Below are 18076 nucleotides of genomic sequence, written 5' to 3' on the forward strand. Positions count from 1 at the left end.
TAGGGGGTGGTGCATCACCGCAACCCTGCCGTCGACGATCCGAGAGTTCCCGCGTGCTCATACGACTTCTCCGGGCTTATCTCAGGCCCTACCGGAAACCCATCGCGCTGCTGGTCCTGCTGCAGTTCCTGCAGACCTGCGCCACCCTCTACCTGCCCACCCTGAACGCCGACATCATCGACAACGGTGTGGTCAAGGGCGACACGGACTACATCCTTTCCTTCGGCGCGCTGATGATCGGCATCTCGCTGGCCCAGGTCGTGTGCAACACGGGGGCCGTGTACTTCGGCGCCCGTACCGCCTCCGCGCTCGGCCGCGACGTACGGGCCGGGATCTTCGACCGGGTGCAGTCGTTCTCCGCGCGCGAGGTCGGCCGGTTCGGGGCGCCCTCCCTCATCACCCGCACCACCAACGACGTCCAGCAGGTGCAGATGCTGGCGCTGATGACGTTCACGCTGATGGTGTCGGCGCCGATCATGTGCGTGGGCGGCATCGTGATGGCGCTCGGCCTGGACGTGCCGCTGTCCGGCGTGCTGGTCGCGGTGGTCCCGGTGCTCGGCATCTGCGTCACGCTGCTGGTGCGCCGGCTGCGTCCGCTGTTCCGGAGCATGCAGGTCCGGCTGGACACGGTGAACCGGGTGCTGCGCGAGCAGATCAGCGGCAACCGCGTGATCCGCGCCTTCGTCCGCGACGAGTTCGAGAAGGACCGGTTCGCCGGTGCCAACCGCGAGCTGACCGAGGTGTCGCTGGGCACCGGGCGGATCCTGGCGCTGATGTTCCCGATCGTGATGACCGTGGTGAACCTCTCCTCGATCGCCGTGCTCTGGTTCGGCGCGCACCGCATCGACAGCGGCGGCATGCAGATCGGCGACCTGACCGCGTTCCTCGCCTATCTGATGCAGATCGTGATGTCCGTGATGATGGCCACCTTCATGTTCATGATGGTGCCGCGCGCGGAGGTCTGCGCCGAGCGCATCCAGGAGGTGCTGAACACCTCCAGCAGCGTGGTCCCGCCGCTCGCCCCGGTCCTCGAACTGCGCCGGCACGGGCATCTGGAGCTGCGTGGGGCGGGCTTCCGCTACCCGGGTGCCGAGGAACCGGTGCTGCGCCACATCGACCTGGTGGCCCGGCCGGGCGAGACCACCGCCGTCATCGGCTCCACCGGCAGCGGCAAGTCGACGCTGCTGGGACTGGTCCCCCGGCTGTTCGACGCCACCGACGGCGAGGTCCTCGTCGACGGCGTCGACGTGCGGGAGATCGACCCGAAGCTGATCGCGAAGACCGTCGGCATGGTGCCGCAGAAGCCGTATCTGTTCGCGGGGACGGTCGCCACCAATCTGCGCTACGGCAACCCGGACGCGACCGACGAGGAGCTGTGGCACGCGCTTGAGGTGGCGCAGGCCAAGGGCTTCGTCAGCGAGCTGGAGGGCGGCCTCGACGCGCCGATCGCGCAGAGCGGCACCAATGTGTCGGGCGGTCAGCGCCAGCGCCTGGCCATCGCCCGCACCCTTGTACAGCGCCCGGAGATCTATCTGTTCGACGACTCCTTCTCCGCGCTCGACTACGCCACCGACGCGGCCCTGCGCGCGGCCCTCGCCCGCGAGACCGCCGAGGCGACCGTGGTGATCGTCGCCCAGCGGGTGGCGACCATCCGCGACGCCGATCGCATCCTGGTCCTGGACGAGGGCCGGATCGTCGGCGCCGGACGCCACCAGGAACTGATGGCGGACAACGAGACCTACCGGGAGATCGTGCTCTCCCAGCTCACGGAAGCGGAGGCTGCCTGATGGCCGGGCCGATGGGGCGGATGGCGGCCGGACGGGGCGCCCCCGACCAGCGATCGATGGACTTCAAGGGATCGGGCAAACGGCTCCTCGCCCAGTTCCGTCCCGAGCGCGCCACGATGCTCGTGATGCTGGCGTGCGGTGTGCTCAGCGTGGCCCTGTCGGTGGTCGGGCCGAAGATCCTCGGCAAGGCGACCGACCTGGTGTTCGCCGGCATCATCGGACGGCAGATGCCCTCCGGCGCCACCAGGGAACAGGTGCTCGACTCGATGCGGAAGCGCGGCGACGGCGACGTCGCCGACATGCTCTCCGGCACCGACTTCACCCCGGGCAAGGGCATCGACTTCGGCGCGGTGGGCAACGTCCTGCTGCTCGCGCTCGGCACGTTCCTGGTGGCCGGGCTGCTGATGGCGGTGTCCACGCGGCTGTCCAACCGGGCCATCAACCTGACGGTGTCCCGGCTGCGCAGGGACGTGCAGGAGAAGCTGTCGCGGCTGCCGCTGTCGTACTTCGACAAGCGCCAGCGCGGCGAGGTACTCAGCCGCGCCACCAACGACATCGACAACATCGGCCAGACGCTCCAGCAGTCGATGGGCCAGCTCGTCAACTCACTGCTGACGATCGTCGGCGTGCTGGTGATGATGTTCTACGTCTCCTGGATCCTGGCCCTGGTGGCACTGGTCACCGTGCCGCTGTCGTTCGTCGTCGCGACCCGCGTCGGCAAGCGCTCGCAGCCGCACTTCGTGCAGCAGTGGCGCACGACGGGCAAGCTCAACGCGCACATCGAGGAGATGTACACCGGGCACACCCTCGTCAAGGTTTTCGGACGGCAGGAGGAGTCGGCGAAGGCGTTCGCCGAGCAGAACGACGAGCTCTACGAGGCCGGGTTCAAGGCGCAGTTCAACAGCGGGATCATGCAGCCGCTGATGATGTTCGTCTCCAACCTGAACTACGTGCTGGTCGCCGTCGTCGGCGGGCTGCGGGTGGCCACGGGGTCGCTGTCCATCGGTGACGTGCAGGCGTTCATCCAGTACTCGCGGCAGTTCTCGATGCCGCTGACGCAGGTCGCCTCGATGGCCAACCTGGTGCAGTCCGGCGTCGCCTCGGCCGAACGGATCTTCGAGCTGCTCGACGCGGAGGAGCAGAGCGCGGACCCGGTGCCCGGCGAGAAGCCGGCGGAGCTGCGCGGGCGTGTCGCCCTGGAGCACGTCTCCTTCCGCTACGACCCCGACAAGCCGCTCATCGAGGACCTGTCGCTGAAGGTCGAGCCGGGCCACACGGTCGCCATCGTCGGCCCGACCGGCGCCGGCAAGACCACGCTCGTCAACCTGCTGATGCGGTTCTACGACGTCACCGGCGGGCGGATCACCCTCGACGGCGTCGACATCGCGAAGATGTCCCGCGACGAACTGCGCGCGGGCATCGGCATGGTGCTCCAGGACACCTGGCTGTTCGGCGGCACGATCGCGGAGAACATCGCGTACGGGGCCGCGCGCGAGGTGACGCGCGGGGAGATCGAGGAGGCGGCGCGGGCGGCGCACGCGGACCGGTTCGTGCGGACGTTGCCGGACGGGTACGACACGGTGATCGACGACGAGGGGACGGGGGTGAGCGCGGGTGAGAAGCAGCTCATCACGATCGCGCGGGCGTTCCTGTCGGATCCGGTGATCCTCGTGCTGGACGAGGCGACGTCGTCCGTGGACACGCGGACGGAGGTGCTGATCCAGAAGGCGATGGCGAAGCTGGCGGCGGGGCGGACGTCGTTCGTGATCGCGCACCGGTTGTCCACGATCCGGGACGCGGACACGATCCTGGTGATGGAGAACGGTTCCCTCGTGGAGCAGGGCTCCCACGACGTGCTCCTCGCCACGGGTGGTGCGTACGCCCGCCTGTACCGGGCGCAGTTCGCCCAGGCGGTGGCGGAGGTGGACTGAGGTCCGACCCGGGCGGGGCTTCGCCCCGCGCGCAGTTCCCCGCGCCCCTTCAGGGGCGCGGGGAACTGCGCGACAAGCCACGACGTAGCCGCAGCCGCCGACGAACCCCACCTACCCGAGCTCTGTCGCGTCAGTCCAGGTAGCCGCGGAGCTGGTCGGCGTACGTGTGGTCCCTGAGCTTGTTCAGGGTCTTCGACTCGATCTGGCGGATACGCTCCCGCGTGACGCCGAAGATGCGGCCTATCTCCTCCAGTGTGCGCGGGCGGCCGTCCGCCAGGCCGTAGCGGAGCTGCACCACCTTCCGCTCCCGCTCCCCAAGCGTCGACAGCACCGCGTCCAGATGCTCCCGCAGCAACAGGAACGCCGCCGACTCCACGGGACTCGCCGCGTCCCCGTCCTCGATGAGGTCGCCGAGCGCGACGTCCTCCTCCTCACCCACCGGCGCGTGCAGCGACACCGGTTCCTGGGCGAGCCGCAGCACCTCCCCCACCCGCTCCGGCGGCAGGTCGAGATGCGCGGCGACCTCCTCCGCCGTCGGCTCGTACCCCCGCTCCTGAAGCATCCGCCGCTGCACCCGCACCACCCGGTTGATCAGCTCGACGACGTGCACCGGGACGCGGATCGTGCGGGCCTGGTCGGCCAGGGCGCGGGACATGGCCTGGCGGATCCACCAGGTCGCGTACGTGGAGAACTTGTAGCCGCGCGCGTAGTCGAACTTCTCCACCGCGCGGATCAGCCCGAGGTTGCCCTCCTGCACCAGGTCGAGCATGGTCAGCCCGCGCCCGACGTACCGCTTGGCGACGGAGACGACGAGGCGCAGATTGGCCTCGATCAGCCGGCGCTTGGCCATCCGGCCCCGGACGACCAGTGTGTCGAGGTCGAGGGCGAGCCGGCTGTCCAGATCGGGGGCGGAGCCGAGCTTCTCCTCGGCGAAGAGGCCGGCCTCGACCCGGCGGGCGAGGTCCACCTCCTCTGCCGCGGTGAGCAGCGGGATACGGCCGATCTCGCGCAGGTACTGGCGGAACAGGTCGGAGGAGGGCCCACCGGAGGCACCGGAACCGCCGGTCCCGCCCGTGTCGGCCCGGCCGCGCGGCGGCTCCACGGGCACCACCACCTCCACCGCGCGGTCTGTCGCGCCGGCTGTCTGCGTGCGGGTCTGGGTCTGCACGGGGGCGACCTCCGGATGAGTCGCTGCGGGGGGGGTGCGGGCCGGCCGCGCTCCGAGGACTTGGCACCGCCCCCAGTGTGGGGTACGACACATCTCCGCCACGAGGGGCGTGCGGTGACTTTTTGCGTCCGGTCCGTGACCCGCCGGTTACCGGCAGGGCGGCGGGAGCTACGGGCGGCGCGCCCTCACAGCGCCGCCGCGCCGCCCGCCCGCAGCGCCTGGTCGTACTGCTGGAGCACCCACAGTTCGTTCTGCACGGCGCCCAGCTGCGCCGGGTCGCCGTGCGCGGCGAGCCGGGTGAGCTGGCTCTGGATGTCGCGCACCCGCCGCTCGACCGCGCGGCGGCGCACGGTGACCAGCTGCTCGCCCGCGTAGTGCTCGTCCACCGTGCGGCGCAGGATCGTCTCGACGGCCAGCTCGGTGACCATCGAGCGGACCGCGTCGTCGGGGGCCGCCTCGCGCACCCGGAGCAGGTACTCCTGCGGGTCCCGCACGCCCTGCTCGGCGCCGCCCGCCTCCTGGATCGCCTCGCGGACGGCCGCGTAGGGCGGCGCGGTGAACTCGTCGGCGCCGTACGCGTCGAACGCCGGGGAGACCAGTTCGGGCCGCTGGAGCGCGAGTTTGAGCAGCTCGCGCTCGGTGGCGTAGACGGGGTTGCGCAGGGTGAGCGCGGGGCCGCGCAGTCCGGGCCGGGCCGGTCCCGCGGCGTACTGCTGCTGCGGGCGCCGGTCGGCGGCCGGTGCCGGGCCCCGGCCGCCGCGCTCGCGGGCCCAGCGGGCGAGCTGGCCGACGCGGCGGACGACGAACTGGGTGTCGAGGATGCCGAGCAGTCCGGCGAGCTGCACGGCCACCTCGTGCTGCGCGCCGCTGTTCTTGATCCGGGCCACGATCGGCGCCGCCTCGTCGAGCGCGGCGGCCCGGCCCGCCGGGGTGTCCAGGTCGTAGCGGCCGACGATCTGGCGCAGCGCGAACTCGAACAGCGGGGTGCGGGGTTCGGCCAGCTCGGCGACCGCCTCGTCGCCCTTGGCCAGCCGCAGGTCGCAGGGGTCCATGCCGTCGGGGGCGATGGCGATGTACGTCTCGGCGGCGAACTTCTGGTCGTCCTCGAAGGCGCGCAGGGCGGCCTTCTGGCCGGCCGCGTCGCCGTCGAAGGTGAAGATCACGCGGGCCGAGCCGTTGTCCATCAGCAGCCGGCGCAGGATCTTGATGTGCTCGCCGCCGAAGGCGGTGCCGCAGGTGGCGATGGCCGTCGTCACACCGGCGAGGTGGCAGGCCATGACGTCGGTGTAGCCCTCGACGACGACCGCCCGGGAGGCCTTCGCGATGTCCTTCTTGGCGAGGTCGATGCCGTAGAGGACCTGGGACTTCTTGTAGATCGCGGTGTCGGGGGTGTTGAGGTACTTGGGGCCGTTGTCCGCCTCGTAGAGCTTGCGGGCGCCGAAGCCGACGACGTCGCCGCCGATGTCCCGGATCGGCCACATCAGCCGGCCCCGGAAGCGGTCGATGGGGCCCCGGCGGCCCTCCTGGGCGAGCCCGGAGAGGAGCAGTTCCTTGTCGGTGAAGCCCTTGCCGCGCAGGAAGCGGGTGAGGTGGTCCCAGCCCTGGGGGCTGTAGCCGACGCCGAAGTGGACGGCGGCGGCCTGGTCGAAGCCGCGTTCGGCGAGGAAGGTGCGGCCGGTGTCGGCCTCCGGGTGGGTGCCGAGCTGTTCGGCGTACCACTGGGCGGCCAGTTTGTGCGCCTCGACCAGGCGAATCCGCTCGCCGCGCTGGTGGGAGGGGTTGTAGCCGCCCTCCTCGTAGCGCAGGGTGATGCCGGCCTGGGCCGCGAGCCGTTCGACCGCCTCGGAGAACGAGAGGTGGTCGATCTTCATCACGAAGGTGAGGGTGTCGCCGCCCTCCTGGCAGCCGAAGCAGTGGAAGAGTCCCTTGCTCGGGCTGACCTGGAAGGACGGCGACTTCTCGTCGTGGAAGGGGCACAGCCCCTTGAGGTTGCCGCCACCGGCGTTGCGCAGCTGGAGGTACTCGGACACGACGGCGTCGATGGGAACCGCGTCCCGGACCGCCTTCACGTCCTCGTCATTGATCCGTCCTGCCACGCGTGAATTCTACGGTGGCCCACCGACAGCTCCCGCCGCTCCCGCCGCTCAGGCGAGGAGGCTCTCCAAGGGGGTGTGCGGGTCGGCCAGCGCCTCCGTGTCCACGGGGGTGCCGCTGGTGATCAGGTTCTGGATCGGTCCGGTGACGTCCCACACGTTGACGTTCATCCCGGCGAGCACGCGCCCCTCCTTGACCCAGAACGCGATGAACTGCCGCTTCCCGGCGTCGCCGCGCAGCACCACCTGGTCGTAGGAGCCGGGCGGGGCCCAGCCGGAGTACTCCATGCCGACGTCGTACTGGTCGGAGAAGAAGTAGGGCACCCGGTCGTAGACGCCGTCCTTGCCGAGCATCGCGCGTGCGGCGGCCGGGCCGCCGTTGAGCGCGTTGGCCCAGTGTTCGACGCGCAGCCGGGTGCCGAACAGTGCGTGCGGGAAGGAGGCCACGTCGCCCGCGGCATAAATGTCGGGGTCGGAGGTGCGCAGCCGTTCGTCGACGACGACTCCCCCGCCGTGGGCGCGGTCGGCGATCTCCAGGCCGGCCGCCTCGGCGAGCGAGGTGCGGGGCGCGGCGCCGATCGCGGCGAGCACGTCGTGCGCCGGGTGCTCCTCGCCGTCGTCGGTGCGGGCGGCCAGCACCATGCCGTCCTGGCCGACGATCTCGGTGAGCCGGGCGCCGAAGTGGAAGCGGACGCCGTGCTCGCGGTGGAGTTCGGCGTAGACGTTGCCGAGCTCGGGGCCGAGCACGCCGTGCAGCGGGCTGGCGGAGGGTTCGACGACGGTGACCTCGGCGCCGTATTCGCGGGCGGCCGCCGCGACCTCCAGGCCGATCCAGCCGGCGCCGGCGATCACCAGGTGGCCGTTGTCCCGGCCGAGCGCGGTGAGCATGCCCTTGAGCCGCTCGGCGTGGGCGAGCCGGCGCAGATGGTGGACGCCGGCGAGGTCCGTGCCGGGGATGTCCAGGCGGCGGGGTTCGGCGCCGGTGGCGAGCAGCAGCTTGTCGTAGTGCACGACGGTGCCGTCGTCGCCGTAGCGGACGCACTTGGCGGCGCGGTCGATCGCGACGACGGTCTGGCCGAGGTGGAGTTCGATGTCGTTGCGCGCGTACCAGGCGGGCTCGTGGACGAAGACGCTGTCGCGTTCCTCCTTGCCGAGCAGGAAGCCCTTGGAGAGCGCCGGGCGCTCGTAGGGGTGGTCGCGCTCGTCACAGATCAGTATCACCCGCCCGGTGAACCCCTCCGCACGGAGCGCCTCGGCCGCCTTGGCCCCGGCCAGGCCCCCTCCGACGATGACGAACGTCTGATCCGCGTCGACCACTTGATGCCTCCTCGTAAGGATGTCGCCACATGCGAGCCTCCCGCACGCGGCCCGGTGCGGGAAGAGGGGGTGGCCCGATCGGCGCACGCCGGGCCGCCCCGGCGCGCCTTTCCCGCCACCCTCTCCCCACCCGTCCGTTCATGTTCACACCCGCCCCGTCAGCCGCGCGTGCAGCGAGCGTGCCGAGGCGTCGGTGAGCGAGGCGATCTGGTCGACGACGGCCCGCTTGCGGGCGCGGTCGTCGGCCGCCTCCTCGAACAGGGCCCGGAACTGGGGGTCGAGCCCGTCGGGCGCGCGGGCGGTGAGCGCGTCCGCCAGTTCGGCGACGACGACCCGCTGGTCGGCGCGGAGCCGCTCCTGCTCGGCGCGCTGCATGACGTACCGGTCGGCGACCGCCTTGAGGACCGCGCACTCGTGGCGGGTGCCGGGCGGTACGACCAGTTCGGCGCCGTAGCGGGTGTGCCGCCCGGAGCCGTACGCGGCCCGGGTGGCGCCCTCGGCGGCCAGGCAGAAGCGGCCGATGAGCTGGCTGGTGGCGTCCTTGAGGCGGGCCTGGGCGATCGCCGAGCCGTCGTAGCCGTGCGGCCACCAGTCCTGGGCGAGGAGGCGGTCCAGGGCCTCGGCGAGTGCGGCCGGGTCGGTGTCCGGGGGGACGTAGCGGCGGCGGGCGACGGCGAAGATCTCCTGCCGCTCGGTGTCGTCGCGCAGGGTGCGGGGGTCGATGTGGCCGGCGTGCAGGCCGTCCTCGACGTCGTGGACCGAGTAGGCCACGTCGTCGGACCAGTCCATGACCTGGGCCTCGAAGCAGCTGCGGTCGCCGGGGGCGCCCTTGCGGACCCAGTCGAAGACCGGGCGGTCGTCCTCGTACACCCCGAACTTGGGCGAGGCCGGATCGCGCGGGTGGGCGCCGCGCGGCCAGGGGTACTTGGCGGCGGCGTCCAGGGCGGCGCGGGTGAGGTTGAGGCCGACGCCGACGAGGGCGCCGGTGGCGGGGTCGGGCGCGAAGCGCTTGGGTTCGATGCGGGTGAGCAGGCGCAGCGACTGGGCGTTGCCCTCGAAGCCGCCGCAGTCCTCGGCGAATTCGTTGAGCGCCTGTTCGCCGTTGTGCCCGAAGGGCGGATGCCCCAGGTCGTGCGAGAGGCAGGCGGCCTCGACGAGGTCGGGGTCGCAGCCGAGGGCGGCGCCCAGCTCGCGGCCGACCTGGGCGCACTCCAGGGAGTGCGTCAGCCGTGTACGAGGGCTGGCGTCCCAGTCGGAGCTCGTGGTGCCGGGGGTGACGACCTGGGTCTTGCCGGCCAGCCTGCGCAGCGCGGCGGAGTGCAGCACGCGGGCGCGGTCGCGCTGGAAGGCCGTGCGCCCGGGGCGCTTGTCGGGCTCGGGGGCCCAGCGCTCCACCGCCGCCGCGTCGTACCCGCCGTGCGCGGCGTACTGCTCGTACGGCCGACGCGGGACGGCGCCCGCGCCGGATGCGGTTCCTTCCATGGGTACGACAGTAGACGCCACCACTGACAGTGCCGGGTCCGGTCGGGCGCGACGGGGGTGTCGGGTGCCGTCGCGGCCCCCGTTCACGTCATGCGCCGGGCCCCGTTCCGGTGCGGGGTGCGGCGGGGCGCTGGTTGAGCATCCAGTGGCTGAACGCGGCGTAGTGCCGTGCGAACTCCCCCGGCGTGGGGGCGTGTTCCACCGCCGCGGACAGCTCGGCGACGTGGGCGTACTGGGGGATACGGTCGGCCTCGTACGCGGCGAGCGCGGCGGGGACGTCGACGGCGGTGCCGCCGAGCAGCCGGCCGAGCAGGGCGGCGTCCTCGATGCCGAGCGTCGCACCGGCGGTGATGTGCGGGGACATGGCGTGGGCGGCGTCCCCGGCCAGCGCGACCCGGGCGGAGACCCAGCGGGGCAGCGGCGGCACCCGCATGATCCGGTGGTGCAGGATCGCCTCGTCGGGCGTCGCCGCGATCAGCGCGGACAGGACGCCGCCGCGTCCCGGCTCCTCCAGGCGGGCGGCGCGGGCCATGGCCTGCTCCTTCGGCGTGCCGGTCGGCGGGGGCGAGTCGAACTGGTTGACGAGCCAGTAGACGCTTCCGTCGTACGTGCGCACGTATCCGCCCCGGCAGCGGTCGCCGCCGAGGATCAGGCGGTCCTCGGAGACGGTGACGCCGCCGGGCGGGACGACCGCGCGCCAGGCGTGGTGACCGGCGTGTTCCCGCGCCGGGGTGCCCGGCACGAGCCGGGCGCGCACGGCGGAGTACGCGCCGTCCGCGCCGACGAGCACGTCGGCGTCCTCAGTGCGACCGTCGGACAGCCGGACCGTCACCCGGTCCGCGTGCTGCTCGTACGCCTCGAACGCGGTGCCCAGACGGATGTTCGCCCGCCCTACGGCGTCGGCGAGCAGATCGTTCAGCTTCGCGCGGTGGACGAGCAGGTACCGGCGGTCCTCGGGGCCGAACTCCGGTGTGTCGAGCGGCCTTCCGGCCGGGTCGTGGAAGCGCATCTCGGTGGGTGCGCCGACGGCGCGCACCTGATCGCCGACGGCGAGCGCGTCAAAGACCGCCAGCGCGTTCGCCCACAGTCCGAGCGAGGTCCCGGCCGCGCGGATCTCCGGCGCGCGTTCGCAGACCACGACGTCGAATCCTGCGTGGCGCAGCGCGAGTCCGGTCGTGAGGCCGACGATCCCGGCGCCGATCACCATGGCGCGTTTCGCGGGCGGGCGGGGGTGGAGGTTCATGTGCGTGGTCCTTCTGTCGTCGCGGGTGTGCGCGATCGACGTTAGGAACGGTCGCCGATTGACACCAGTGCAATGTTGGTAGGGACTCTTTGCGGTTGGCGGAATCGGGATCGTGGGCCGGTCCGGGTGGCGGCTCGGGCCAGGGCCTCGTCGTAGCGGTGCAGGACCAGGCGGGCCATCGCGGGGTGGGCGCCGAGGGGGGCGGCGGCGCGCCACGGGGCGGCCGCGGCGCACTCCGTGTGGAAGCGGCCGGGTGCGGTGAAGTACGAGGCGACGGCGACCCGGTCGCGGCCGCGGGCGGCCAGTGCGCGCACGGCGGCGGGGACGGTGGGGGTGGCGGCGGAGGCGTAGGCGGGGACGACGGGGACGCCGAGGCGGTCGGCGAGGAGGGCGGCGGTGCGGGCGGTGTCGACGGCGGCGTGCGGGTCGCGGGAGCCGGCGGCGGCGAGGACGACGGCGGTGCGGCGGCGGTGCCGGTGGGTGGTGTCCGGCTCGGCCGGCCAGCCGGCTTCCAGGAGGCGGGTGTGCAGGGTGTCGACGAGGAGGGGGTGAGGGCCGAGGGGGGCGGCGACGAGGGTGGGGATGCGCGTCTGGCGGGCGGCGGTGGGGATGTCGTGGGTGACGTGGTGGCCGCGGCTGAGGAGGAGGGGGACGAGGACGGCGCCGTCGGTGTCGAGGGAGGCAAGGGTGTCGGTGAGCAGGGGGGCGTTGAGTTCGATGTGGCCGAGGTGGGTGGGGAGGTGGGGGCGGAGGGTGCGGATGTGGTCGAGGAGGGCGTGGACGGTGGGGAGGGTGCGGGGGTCGCGGCTGCCGTGGGCTACGAGGACGAGGGTCACGTTCCTCAGAGTGGTGGGGGGAGGTTGCGGGGCCGTTGCGTGGGGGTCACGGGGGTTTGCGGGGGGCTCACGGGGTGGGGTGGGGGGTGGTGAGCGTGGCTGGGGGTGGGTGGGGACGGTGCGGGAGAGCTCGGGTGGGTGGGGCGCCCCCAAAAAGCTGGGGGCGCCCCCAGCCTTCAGGGGCGCGGGGAACTGCGCGAGAAGGCCCCACCCACCCGCACCCCCCAACGAGACCCCGTCCACCCGAGCTCTCCCGGGGTCAAAGGGGCGGAGCCCCTGGTCGAGGATGGGAAGGGTAGGGGCGGCGGGGGCGATACACACTTGCCTGAACCACCGCCGTACCCTCCGCGTCCTCCCTTACGAACACACGAACACACGAACACCCATACGCCGCCGCCCCCGGAGGGACCCATGCGTCTGCCCCGCCCGCGCGGACGCCGGTTCCTCCGACTGCCCCACTTCCCCCGCACCCGCCGCTCCCAGCGCCGCGCGCTACAGGTCACCGTCGCCCTCTGCACCCTCGCCCTCACCCCCGCCGCCTGGCTGTTCACCACCACCGACGGCCACCTCCGCACCCCACGCACCGCCCCCCGCACCGACGTCGCCGTCGTCTTCGGCGCCGGCCTCTGGGACGGCGAACCCTCCCCCTACCTCGCCCACCGCCTCGACACCGCCGCCGCCCTCTACCACGCCGGCCGCGTCAAGGTCGTCCTCGTCACCGGCGACAACAGCCGCGACGACTACGACGAGCCGGACGCGATGCGCGCGTACCTGAAGAAGCACGGCGTCCCCGCCACCCGCATCGTCGAGGACTACGCCGGCTTCGACACCTGGGACTCCTGCGTCCGCGCGAAGAAGATCTTCGGCGTGGACCGGGCCGTCCTGGTCAGCCAGGGCTTCCACATCCGCCGCGCGGTGGCCCTGTGCCGGGCGGCCGGGATCGAGTCCTACGGCGTCGCGGCGGCGGGCGACACACACGACGTGACCTGGTACTACGGCGCCACCCGCGAGGTGTTCGCGGCGGCCAAGGCCGCCCTGGACGCCGTCTTCGAGCCGGACCCGCACTTCCTCGGCCCGAAGGAGCCGGGGGTGGGCCGGGCGCTGGCGGCAGTGCGGCCCGGGTGACGGCCACCGGGCGCGCCCGCCCTCACGTCCGCCCCCGCCCCGCCGGGAGCCCCCCGTGCCGCCCGCGTAACGGCGTACGCCCCACCGCGTAACACGTCCCGCGCAGGCTGAACGGCATGCACACCACCGTCACCCCCACGCACTGCCCCTACTGCTCCCTGCAGTGCGGGATGAACCTCGTCCCGGCGGCCGACGGCGGGGTCGAGGTGGCCGAGCGCACCGGCTTCCCGGTGAACCGGGGCGCGCTGTGCGCCAAGGGCCGCACGGCACCGGCGCTGCTGTCGTCCGCCGTACGGCTCACCTCCCCGCTGGTGCGCCGCGACGGCGTACTGGAGCCCGCCGGCTGGGACGAGGCGCTCGACCGGATCGCGGGCGCGCTCGCGCGGGCGCGCACGGCGCGCGGGGCGGACTCCGTCGGCGTGTTCGGCGGCGGCGGGCTCACCAACGAGAAGGCGTACGCGCTGGGAAAGTTCGCCCGCGTCGTGCTCGGTACCTCGCAGATCGACTACAACGGCCGGTTCTGCATGTCGTCCGCGGCGGCGGCCGGGACGCGGGCGTTCGGGCTGGACCGGGGGCTGCCGTTCCCGTTGGAGGACATCCCGCGGACCGGGTGCGTGATCCTCGTCGGCTCCAATCCCGCCGAGACGATGCCGCCGGCCCTGCGCTACTTCACCGAACTGCGCGAGAACGGCGGCACGCTGATCGTCGTCGACCCGCGCCGCACCCGTACCGCCGAGCAGGCCGATCTGCATCTGGCGCCCCGCCCCGGTACCGATCTCGCCCTCGCGCTCGGTTTGTTGCACCTCGTCGTCGCCGAAGGCCGCACGGACGAGGAGTACATCCGGGAGCGGACGAGCGGCTGGGAGGAGGCCCGGGCGGCGGCGATGGCGCACTGGCCGGAGTACGTGGAGCGGATCACCGGTGTGCTGGTGCCCCAACTGCGGGAGGCCGTACGGATGTTCTGCGCTCCCGAGGCCGCGATGGTGCTCACCGCGCGGGGGCCCGAGCAGCAGTCCAAGGGCACGGACACGGTGGGCGCGTGGATCAACCTGACGCTGGCGACGGGGCGGGCGGGCCGGCCGCTGTCCGGGTACGGGTGCCTGACCGGGCAGGGCAACGGGCAGGGCGGGCGCGAACACGGCCAGAAGGCCGACCAGTTGCCCGGCTACCGCAAGCTCACCGACCCGGCCGCGCGGCGGCACGTGGCGGGGGTGTGGGGCGTGGACCCGGACTCCCTGCCGGGGCCCGGGCGCAGCGCGTACGAACTCCTCGACGCGCTCGGCGGGGACGTCCGGGCGCTGCTGGTGATGGGGTCCAACCCGGTGGTGTCCGCGCCGCGCGCCGCGCACGTGGAGGAGCGGCTGCGGTCGTTGGACTTCCTCGCGGTGGCGGACGTCGTCCTCTCGGAGACGGCCCGGCTGGCGGACGTCGTCCTGCCGGTGACGCAGTGGGCGGAGGAGACGGGGACGACGACCAGTCTGGAGGGGCGGGTGCTGCTGCGCCGGCGTGCGCTGTCCGCGCCGGACGGGGTCCGCAGCGATCTGGAGGTGCTGCACGGGCTGGCCGGGCGGCTCGGTGTGGAGAAGGGGTTTCCGGTCGATCCGGAGGAGGTGTTCGAGGAGTTGCGGCGGGCCAGTGCGGGGGGTCCGGCGGACTACTCGGGGATCAGTTACCGGCGGTTGGCGGAAGGGGGCGGGAATGAAGAGAGGGCTGGGGATGGGGCCGGGGTGTTCTGGCCCTGTCCGGCCGTGGAGGGGGCGGGCGGGGACGGCCGTCCGCATCCCGGGACGCCCCGGTTGTTCCTGGAGCGGTTCGCCACGGAGGACGGGCGGGCGCGGTTCGCGGCCGTGTCGCACCGGGCGGCCGGGGAGGAGACGGACGCGGAATATCCGGTGCTGCTGACCACCGGGCGGGTGCTCGCGCAGTACCAGTCGGGGGCGCAGACGCGGAGGGTGGCGGAGTTGAACGCGGCGGCGCCGGGGGTGTTCGTGGAGATGCATCCTCGGCTGGCCGAGCGGGTGGGGGTTGTTGAGGGGGAGGAGGTGGCGGTGGTGTCGCGGAGGGGGCGAGTGGTGGTGCCGGTGCGGGTCTTTGGGGGGATTCGGGTGGACACGGTGTTCATGCCGTTTCATTGGGCGGGGGCGGGGAGGGTCAACGAGTTGACGAATCCTGTGCTTGATCCGGTGTCGGGGATGCCGGAGTTCAAGGTGTGTGCGGTGCGGGTGGAGGTTGTGCGGTGAGTTTTTCGCCCCCGCCGCCCCTACCCTTCCCATCCCTTCAAGGGGCTCCGCCCCTTTGACCCCGGAGAACTCGGGCGGGCGGGGTCGAGTGGGGAGTGCGGGTGGGTGAGGGCTTCTCGCGCCCGCGCGGCGGCAGCCGCAGATCGAGCACAGCCCCGCGCCCCTTGCGGGGCGCAGACGACACAGTCCCGCGCCCCTTACGGGACGCCCTTAGCTCGACGTCGCCGTTGGTGTGTGGGTCATGAAGGACGCGCTCGCCGCGCTGTCCGCGGGTGGGGTGAAGGTGGGGGTCGCGGAGTCCGGAGTCTCGGTCGGGGTGGGGGTCGTGGCCGGGGTTGTCGGGGTTGCCGACGCGCTCTGTGACGTGTCGTCGGCCGGGGCGCCCGGGGCCGGGGGTGGGGTGTCGTCGGGGGAGCAGGCCGTGGTGGCGAGGAGCACGGTCGCCGCCAGGGCGACGGCCGACAGTGCGTGCCGGATGCGTCTGTCTGTCATGGCCCGGACCCTAGGCGGGGGGTCCCCGGGGAGCGCGGGGGCACACGGCGCGGTCCCCCGCACGGCGGACCTCAGCCCGGTCCGGCACCGTCCGGCGTCGTCTCCTCCGCCACCCAGCGGAGGTACTCCGCGCTCCCCCGCACCACCGGCGTCGCGATGATCTCCGGGGTCTCGTAGTCGTGCGCGGTGCGCAGGTGGCGTTCGAGGGCCTCGTAGCGTGCCGGGGTCGTCTTGAGCAGCACCTGCCACTCCGCGGCGGTCTCCACCGCGCCCTGCCAGCGGTAGACGGAGGTCACCGGGCCGGAGATCTGGGCGCAGGCCGCCAGCCGCGCGCCCACCGCGCCCCGGGCCAGTTCCACCGCCTTCGCCTCGCTGTCCGTCGTCGTCAGCACCGTCAGCGCCGCCACGTCCTCGTTCGCTTCGGTCATGGCACCCATCATCCCCTCACCGGTCCCCTCCCCCATCCGCCCAAGGCGGTATGGACATGACATGTCATGACCCCGTAAACCTGAGAGGTCCCCCCTCCCAGCGACCGAGGAGTCCGATGAGCCGGAGACCGATGAGCCGTACGAGTCGTATCCGCGGGACCGGCATCGCCGTCGCCGCCGCCGCGCTGCTCGCCGCCGCCCTCGCCCCCACGACGTCCGCCACGGCGGACACCCGGCCGAGCAGAGCCACCGCGATCGAGAACGCCGCCCACGTCCTCACGGACCGGGCCGCCGCCCTCGGTCTGACCTCCGCGCAGGACACCAGCGTCCGGGACGTCGTCGTCGACGCGGACGGCACCCAGCACGTCCGCTACGACCGCACGTACCGCGATCTGCCCGTCCTCGGCGGCGACTTCGTCGTCCACCTGGCCCGCGGCGGTGCCTACGAGGGCGCCGACCGGGCCACCACCCGCACGGTCTCGGTGGCGAGCACCACCCCCGCCGTCAAGGCACCCAAGGCCGCCGACCTCGCCACCGCCGAGCTGCGCGCCGCCCACCGCGGCACGCTGAGGACGGTGAAGGCCAAGCCCGAGCTGGTCGTCGACGCCCTGCACGGCGCCGCCAAGCTGGCCTGGCGCACCCATGCGGTCGGGCTCGACTCGCTCGGCAACCCCGTCGCCCGTACCGTGCTCACCGACGCGCGCAGCGGCCGGGAGATCGACGCCTGGGACGCCATCGAGACGGCCACCGGCGACGGGCAGTCGCTCTACAGCGGAACGGTGCCGTTGGAGACGACGCAGTCGGGGTCGTCGTACCAGCTCAAGGACGCCACCCGTGGCAACACGTACACCGGTGACGCCGAGAACAAGACCGACCTCTGCATCTTCGGCATCTGCTTCAGTCGCGCCCCCGCGACGCTCTACACCGACGCCGACAACCACTGGGGCACCGGCACGACCGCGGACCGCTCCTCGGCGGCGGTCGACGCGCAGTACGGCACGGACGAGACCTGGGACTACTACAAGGAGGTGCACGGCCGCACCGGCATCGCGGGTGACGGCAAGGGCTCGTACAACCGCGTCCACTACGGCAACAGCTACAACAACGCCTTCTGGGACGACAGTTGCTTCTGCATGACGTACGGCGACGGCGACGGGTCGACGTTCGGGCCGCTGGTGGCGCTGGACGTGGCCGGGCACGAGATGTCGCACGGCGTGACCTCGACGACGGCCGGGCTGACCTACTCCGGCGAGTCGGGCGGGCTGAACGAGGCGACGTCGGACATCTTCGGCACGCTGGTGGAGTGGTACGCGGGCAACTCCTCCGACGCCGGTGACTATCTGATCGGCGAGAAGGTCGTCCGCTCCGGCTTCGGCGAGCCGGCCCTGCGGTACATGGACGAGCCGTCCCGGGACGGTGCCTCGGCCGACTGCTGGAGCGGCTCGGTCGGCGGTCTCGACGTCCACTACTCCTCCGGCGTCGCCAACCACTTCGCGTATCTGCTCGCCGAGGGCAGCGGTGCCAAGACGCTCAACGGTGTCGCGTACGACTCCCCCACCTGCGACGGCTCGACGGTGACGGGGATCGGCCGGGACAAGCTGGGCGCGATCTGGTACCGGGCGCTGACGGTGTACATGACGTCGTCGACGGACTACGCGGGAGCGCGCGCGGCCACGCTGAGCGCGGCGGGCGACCTCTACGGGGCCGGCAGCGCGGAGTACGCCGCGGTGGGCTCCGCATGGGATGCGGTGGCCGTCGGCTGACGGTCGCGTCACCCCATTCGCCCCGTCCCCTACGCCTCCCGGGTGGTCCTGTCCGGCGGGTCGGGGGCGGGGCGTTGACCTGCTGGAACAGGGTCGTACCGGTCATGTGTGCGAGGTACGGAACACCCGTTCTCCGTATTTCTGACGGGCGCTCAGGAAGCGCGCGGCCGT

General features: G+C 72.6%; 13 protein-coding genes. 5 read left to right on the top strand and 8 right to left on the bottom strand.

Annotation, left to right across the window (positions count from 1 at the left end; translation table 11 throughout):
* The first annotated feature begins 53 nt into the window (after positions 1-53).
* Positions 54-1787 (top strand): ABC transporter ATP-binding protein, encoded by a 1734-nt coding sequence (locus OIE12_RS10420; protein WP_329134018.1) that lies wholly within the window; start codon positions 54-56, stop codon positions 1785-1787.
* Complete coding sequence (locus tag OIE12_RS10425; RefSeq protein ID WP_329134020.1) at positions 1787-3718, top strand: ABC transporter ATP-binding protein; 1932 nt, start codon at positions 1787-1789, stop codon at positions 3716-3718. The genes OIE12_RS10420 and OIE12_RS10425 overlap by 1 nt, the downstream gene beginning before the upstream one ends.
* Positions 3719-3848: 130 nt before the next feature.
* Here OIE12_RS10425 and OIE12_RS10430 read toward each other — a convergent pair whose 3' ends face one another.
* The 6 genes from OIE12_RS10430 to OIE12_RS10455 all read right to left on the bottom strand — a co-directional run bounded on the left by OIE12_RS10430 (position 3849) and on the right by OIE12_RS10455 (position 11866).
* Complete coding sequence (locus OIE12_RS10430; RefSeq protein WP_329134022.1) at positions 3849-4979, bottom strand: RNA polymerase sigma factor; 1131 nt, start codon at positions 4977-4979, stop codon at positions 3849-3851.
* A gap of 92 nt (positions 4980-5071) precedes the next feature.
* Entirely contained in the window at positions 5072-6982 is a 1911-nt protein-coding gene (gene dnaG / locus OIE12_RS10435; RefSeq protein WP_329134024.1) for a DNA primase, read from the bottom strand.
* A gap of 48 nt (positions 6983-7030) precedes the next feature.
* Positions 7031-8296, bottom strand: coding sequence for an NAD(P)/FAD-dependent oxidoreductase (locus tag OIE12_RS10440; protein WP_329134026.1), 1266 nt, complete (start codon positions 8294-8296; stop codon positions 7031-7033).
* A 144-nt stretch (positions 8297-8440) separates the two neighbouring features.
* Positions 8441-9778 (bottom strand): deoxyguanosinetriphosphate triphosphohydrolase, encoded by a 1338-nt coding sequence (locus tag OIE12_RS10445; protein ID WP_329134028.1) that lies wholly within the window; start codon positions 9776-9778, stop codon positions 8441-8443.
* An 88-nt stretch (positions 9779-9866) separates the two neighbouring features.
* Positions 9867-11021: an FAD-dependent oxidoreductase gene (locus OIE12_RS10450; RefSeq protein ID WP_329134031.1), complete on the bottom strand. Its 1155-nt coding sequence runs from the start codon at positions 11019-11021 to the stop codon at positions 9867-9869.
* A 41-nt stretch (positions 11022-11062) separates the two neighbouring features.
* A complete protein-coding gene (locus OIE12_RS10455) occupies positions 11063-11866 on the bottom strand; it encodes a sirohydrochlorin chelatase (protein WP_443054035.1) in 804 nt (267 codons plus the stop codon).
* Positions 11867-12268: 402 nt separating this feature from the next.
* Between OIE12_RS10455 and OIE12_RS10460 the strand changes: the two genes are divergently transcribed.
* Together OIE12_RS10460 and OIE12_RS10465 are read left to right on the top strand one after the other, a co-directional pair.
* A complete protein-coding gene (locus tag OIE12_RS10460) occupies positions 12269-12982 on the top strand; it encodes a SanA/YdcF family protein (protein WP_329134035.1) in 714 nt (237 codons plus the stop codon).
* A gap of 116 nt (positions 12983-13098) precedes the next feature.
* On the top strand, positions 13099-15222 hold the full coding sequence (locus tag OIE12_RS10465; protein WP_329134036.1) for a molybdopterin oxidoreductase family protein: 2124 nt from the start codon (positions 13099-13101) through the stop codon (positions 15220-15222).
* A 210-nt stretch (positions 15223-15432) separates the two neighbouring features.
* Here the strand turns inward: OIE12_RS10465 and OIE12_RS10470 are convergent, their stop codons facing one another.
* On the bottom strand, positions 15433-15714 hold the full coding sequence (locus tag OIE12_RS10470; RefSeq protein ID WP_329134038.1) for a hypothetical protein: 282 nt from the start codon (positions 15712-15714) through the stop codon (positions 15433-15435).
* A 71-nt stretch (positions 15715-15785) separates the two neighbouring features.
* Positions 15786-16142 carry a divalent-cation tolerance protein CutA gene (gene cutA, locus OIE12_RS10475; RefSeq protein WP_329134041.1) on the bottom strand — a complete coding sequence of 119 codons (357 nt, stop codon included), beginning with the start codon at positions 16140-16142 and terminating at the stop codon, positions 15786-15788.
* Between the two features lie 116 nt (positions 16143-16258).
* Between cutA and OIE12_RS10480 the strand changes: the two genes are divergently transcribed.
* Positions 16259-17905: a M4 family metallopeptidase gene (locus OIE12_RS10480; protein ID WP_329134043.1), complete on the top strand. Its 1647-nt coding sequence runs from the start codon at positions 16259-16261 to the stop codon at positions 17903-17905.
* Positions 17906-18076 lie beyond the last annotated feature (171 nt).

The sequence above is a fragment of the Streptomyces sp. NBC_00670 genome, from assembly GCF_036226765.1.
Classification (GTDB): Bacteria; Actinomycetota; Actinomycetes; order Streptomycetales; family Streptomycetaceae; genus Streptomyces.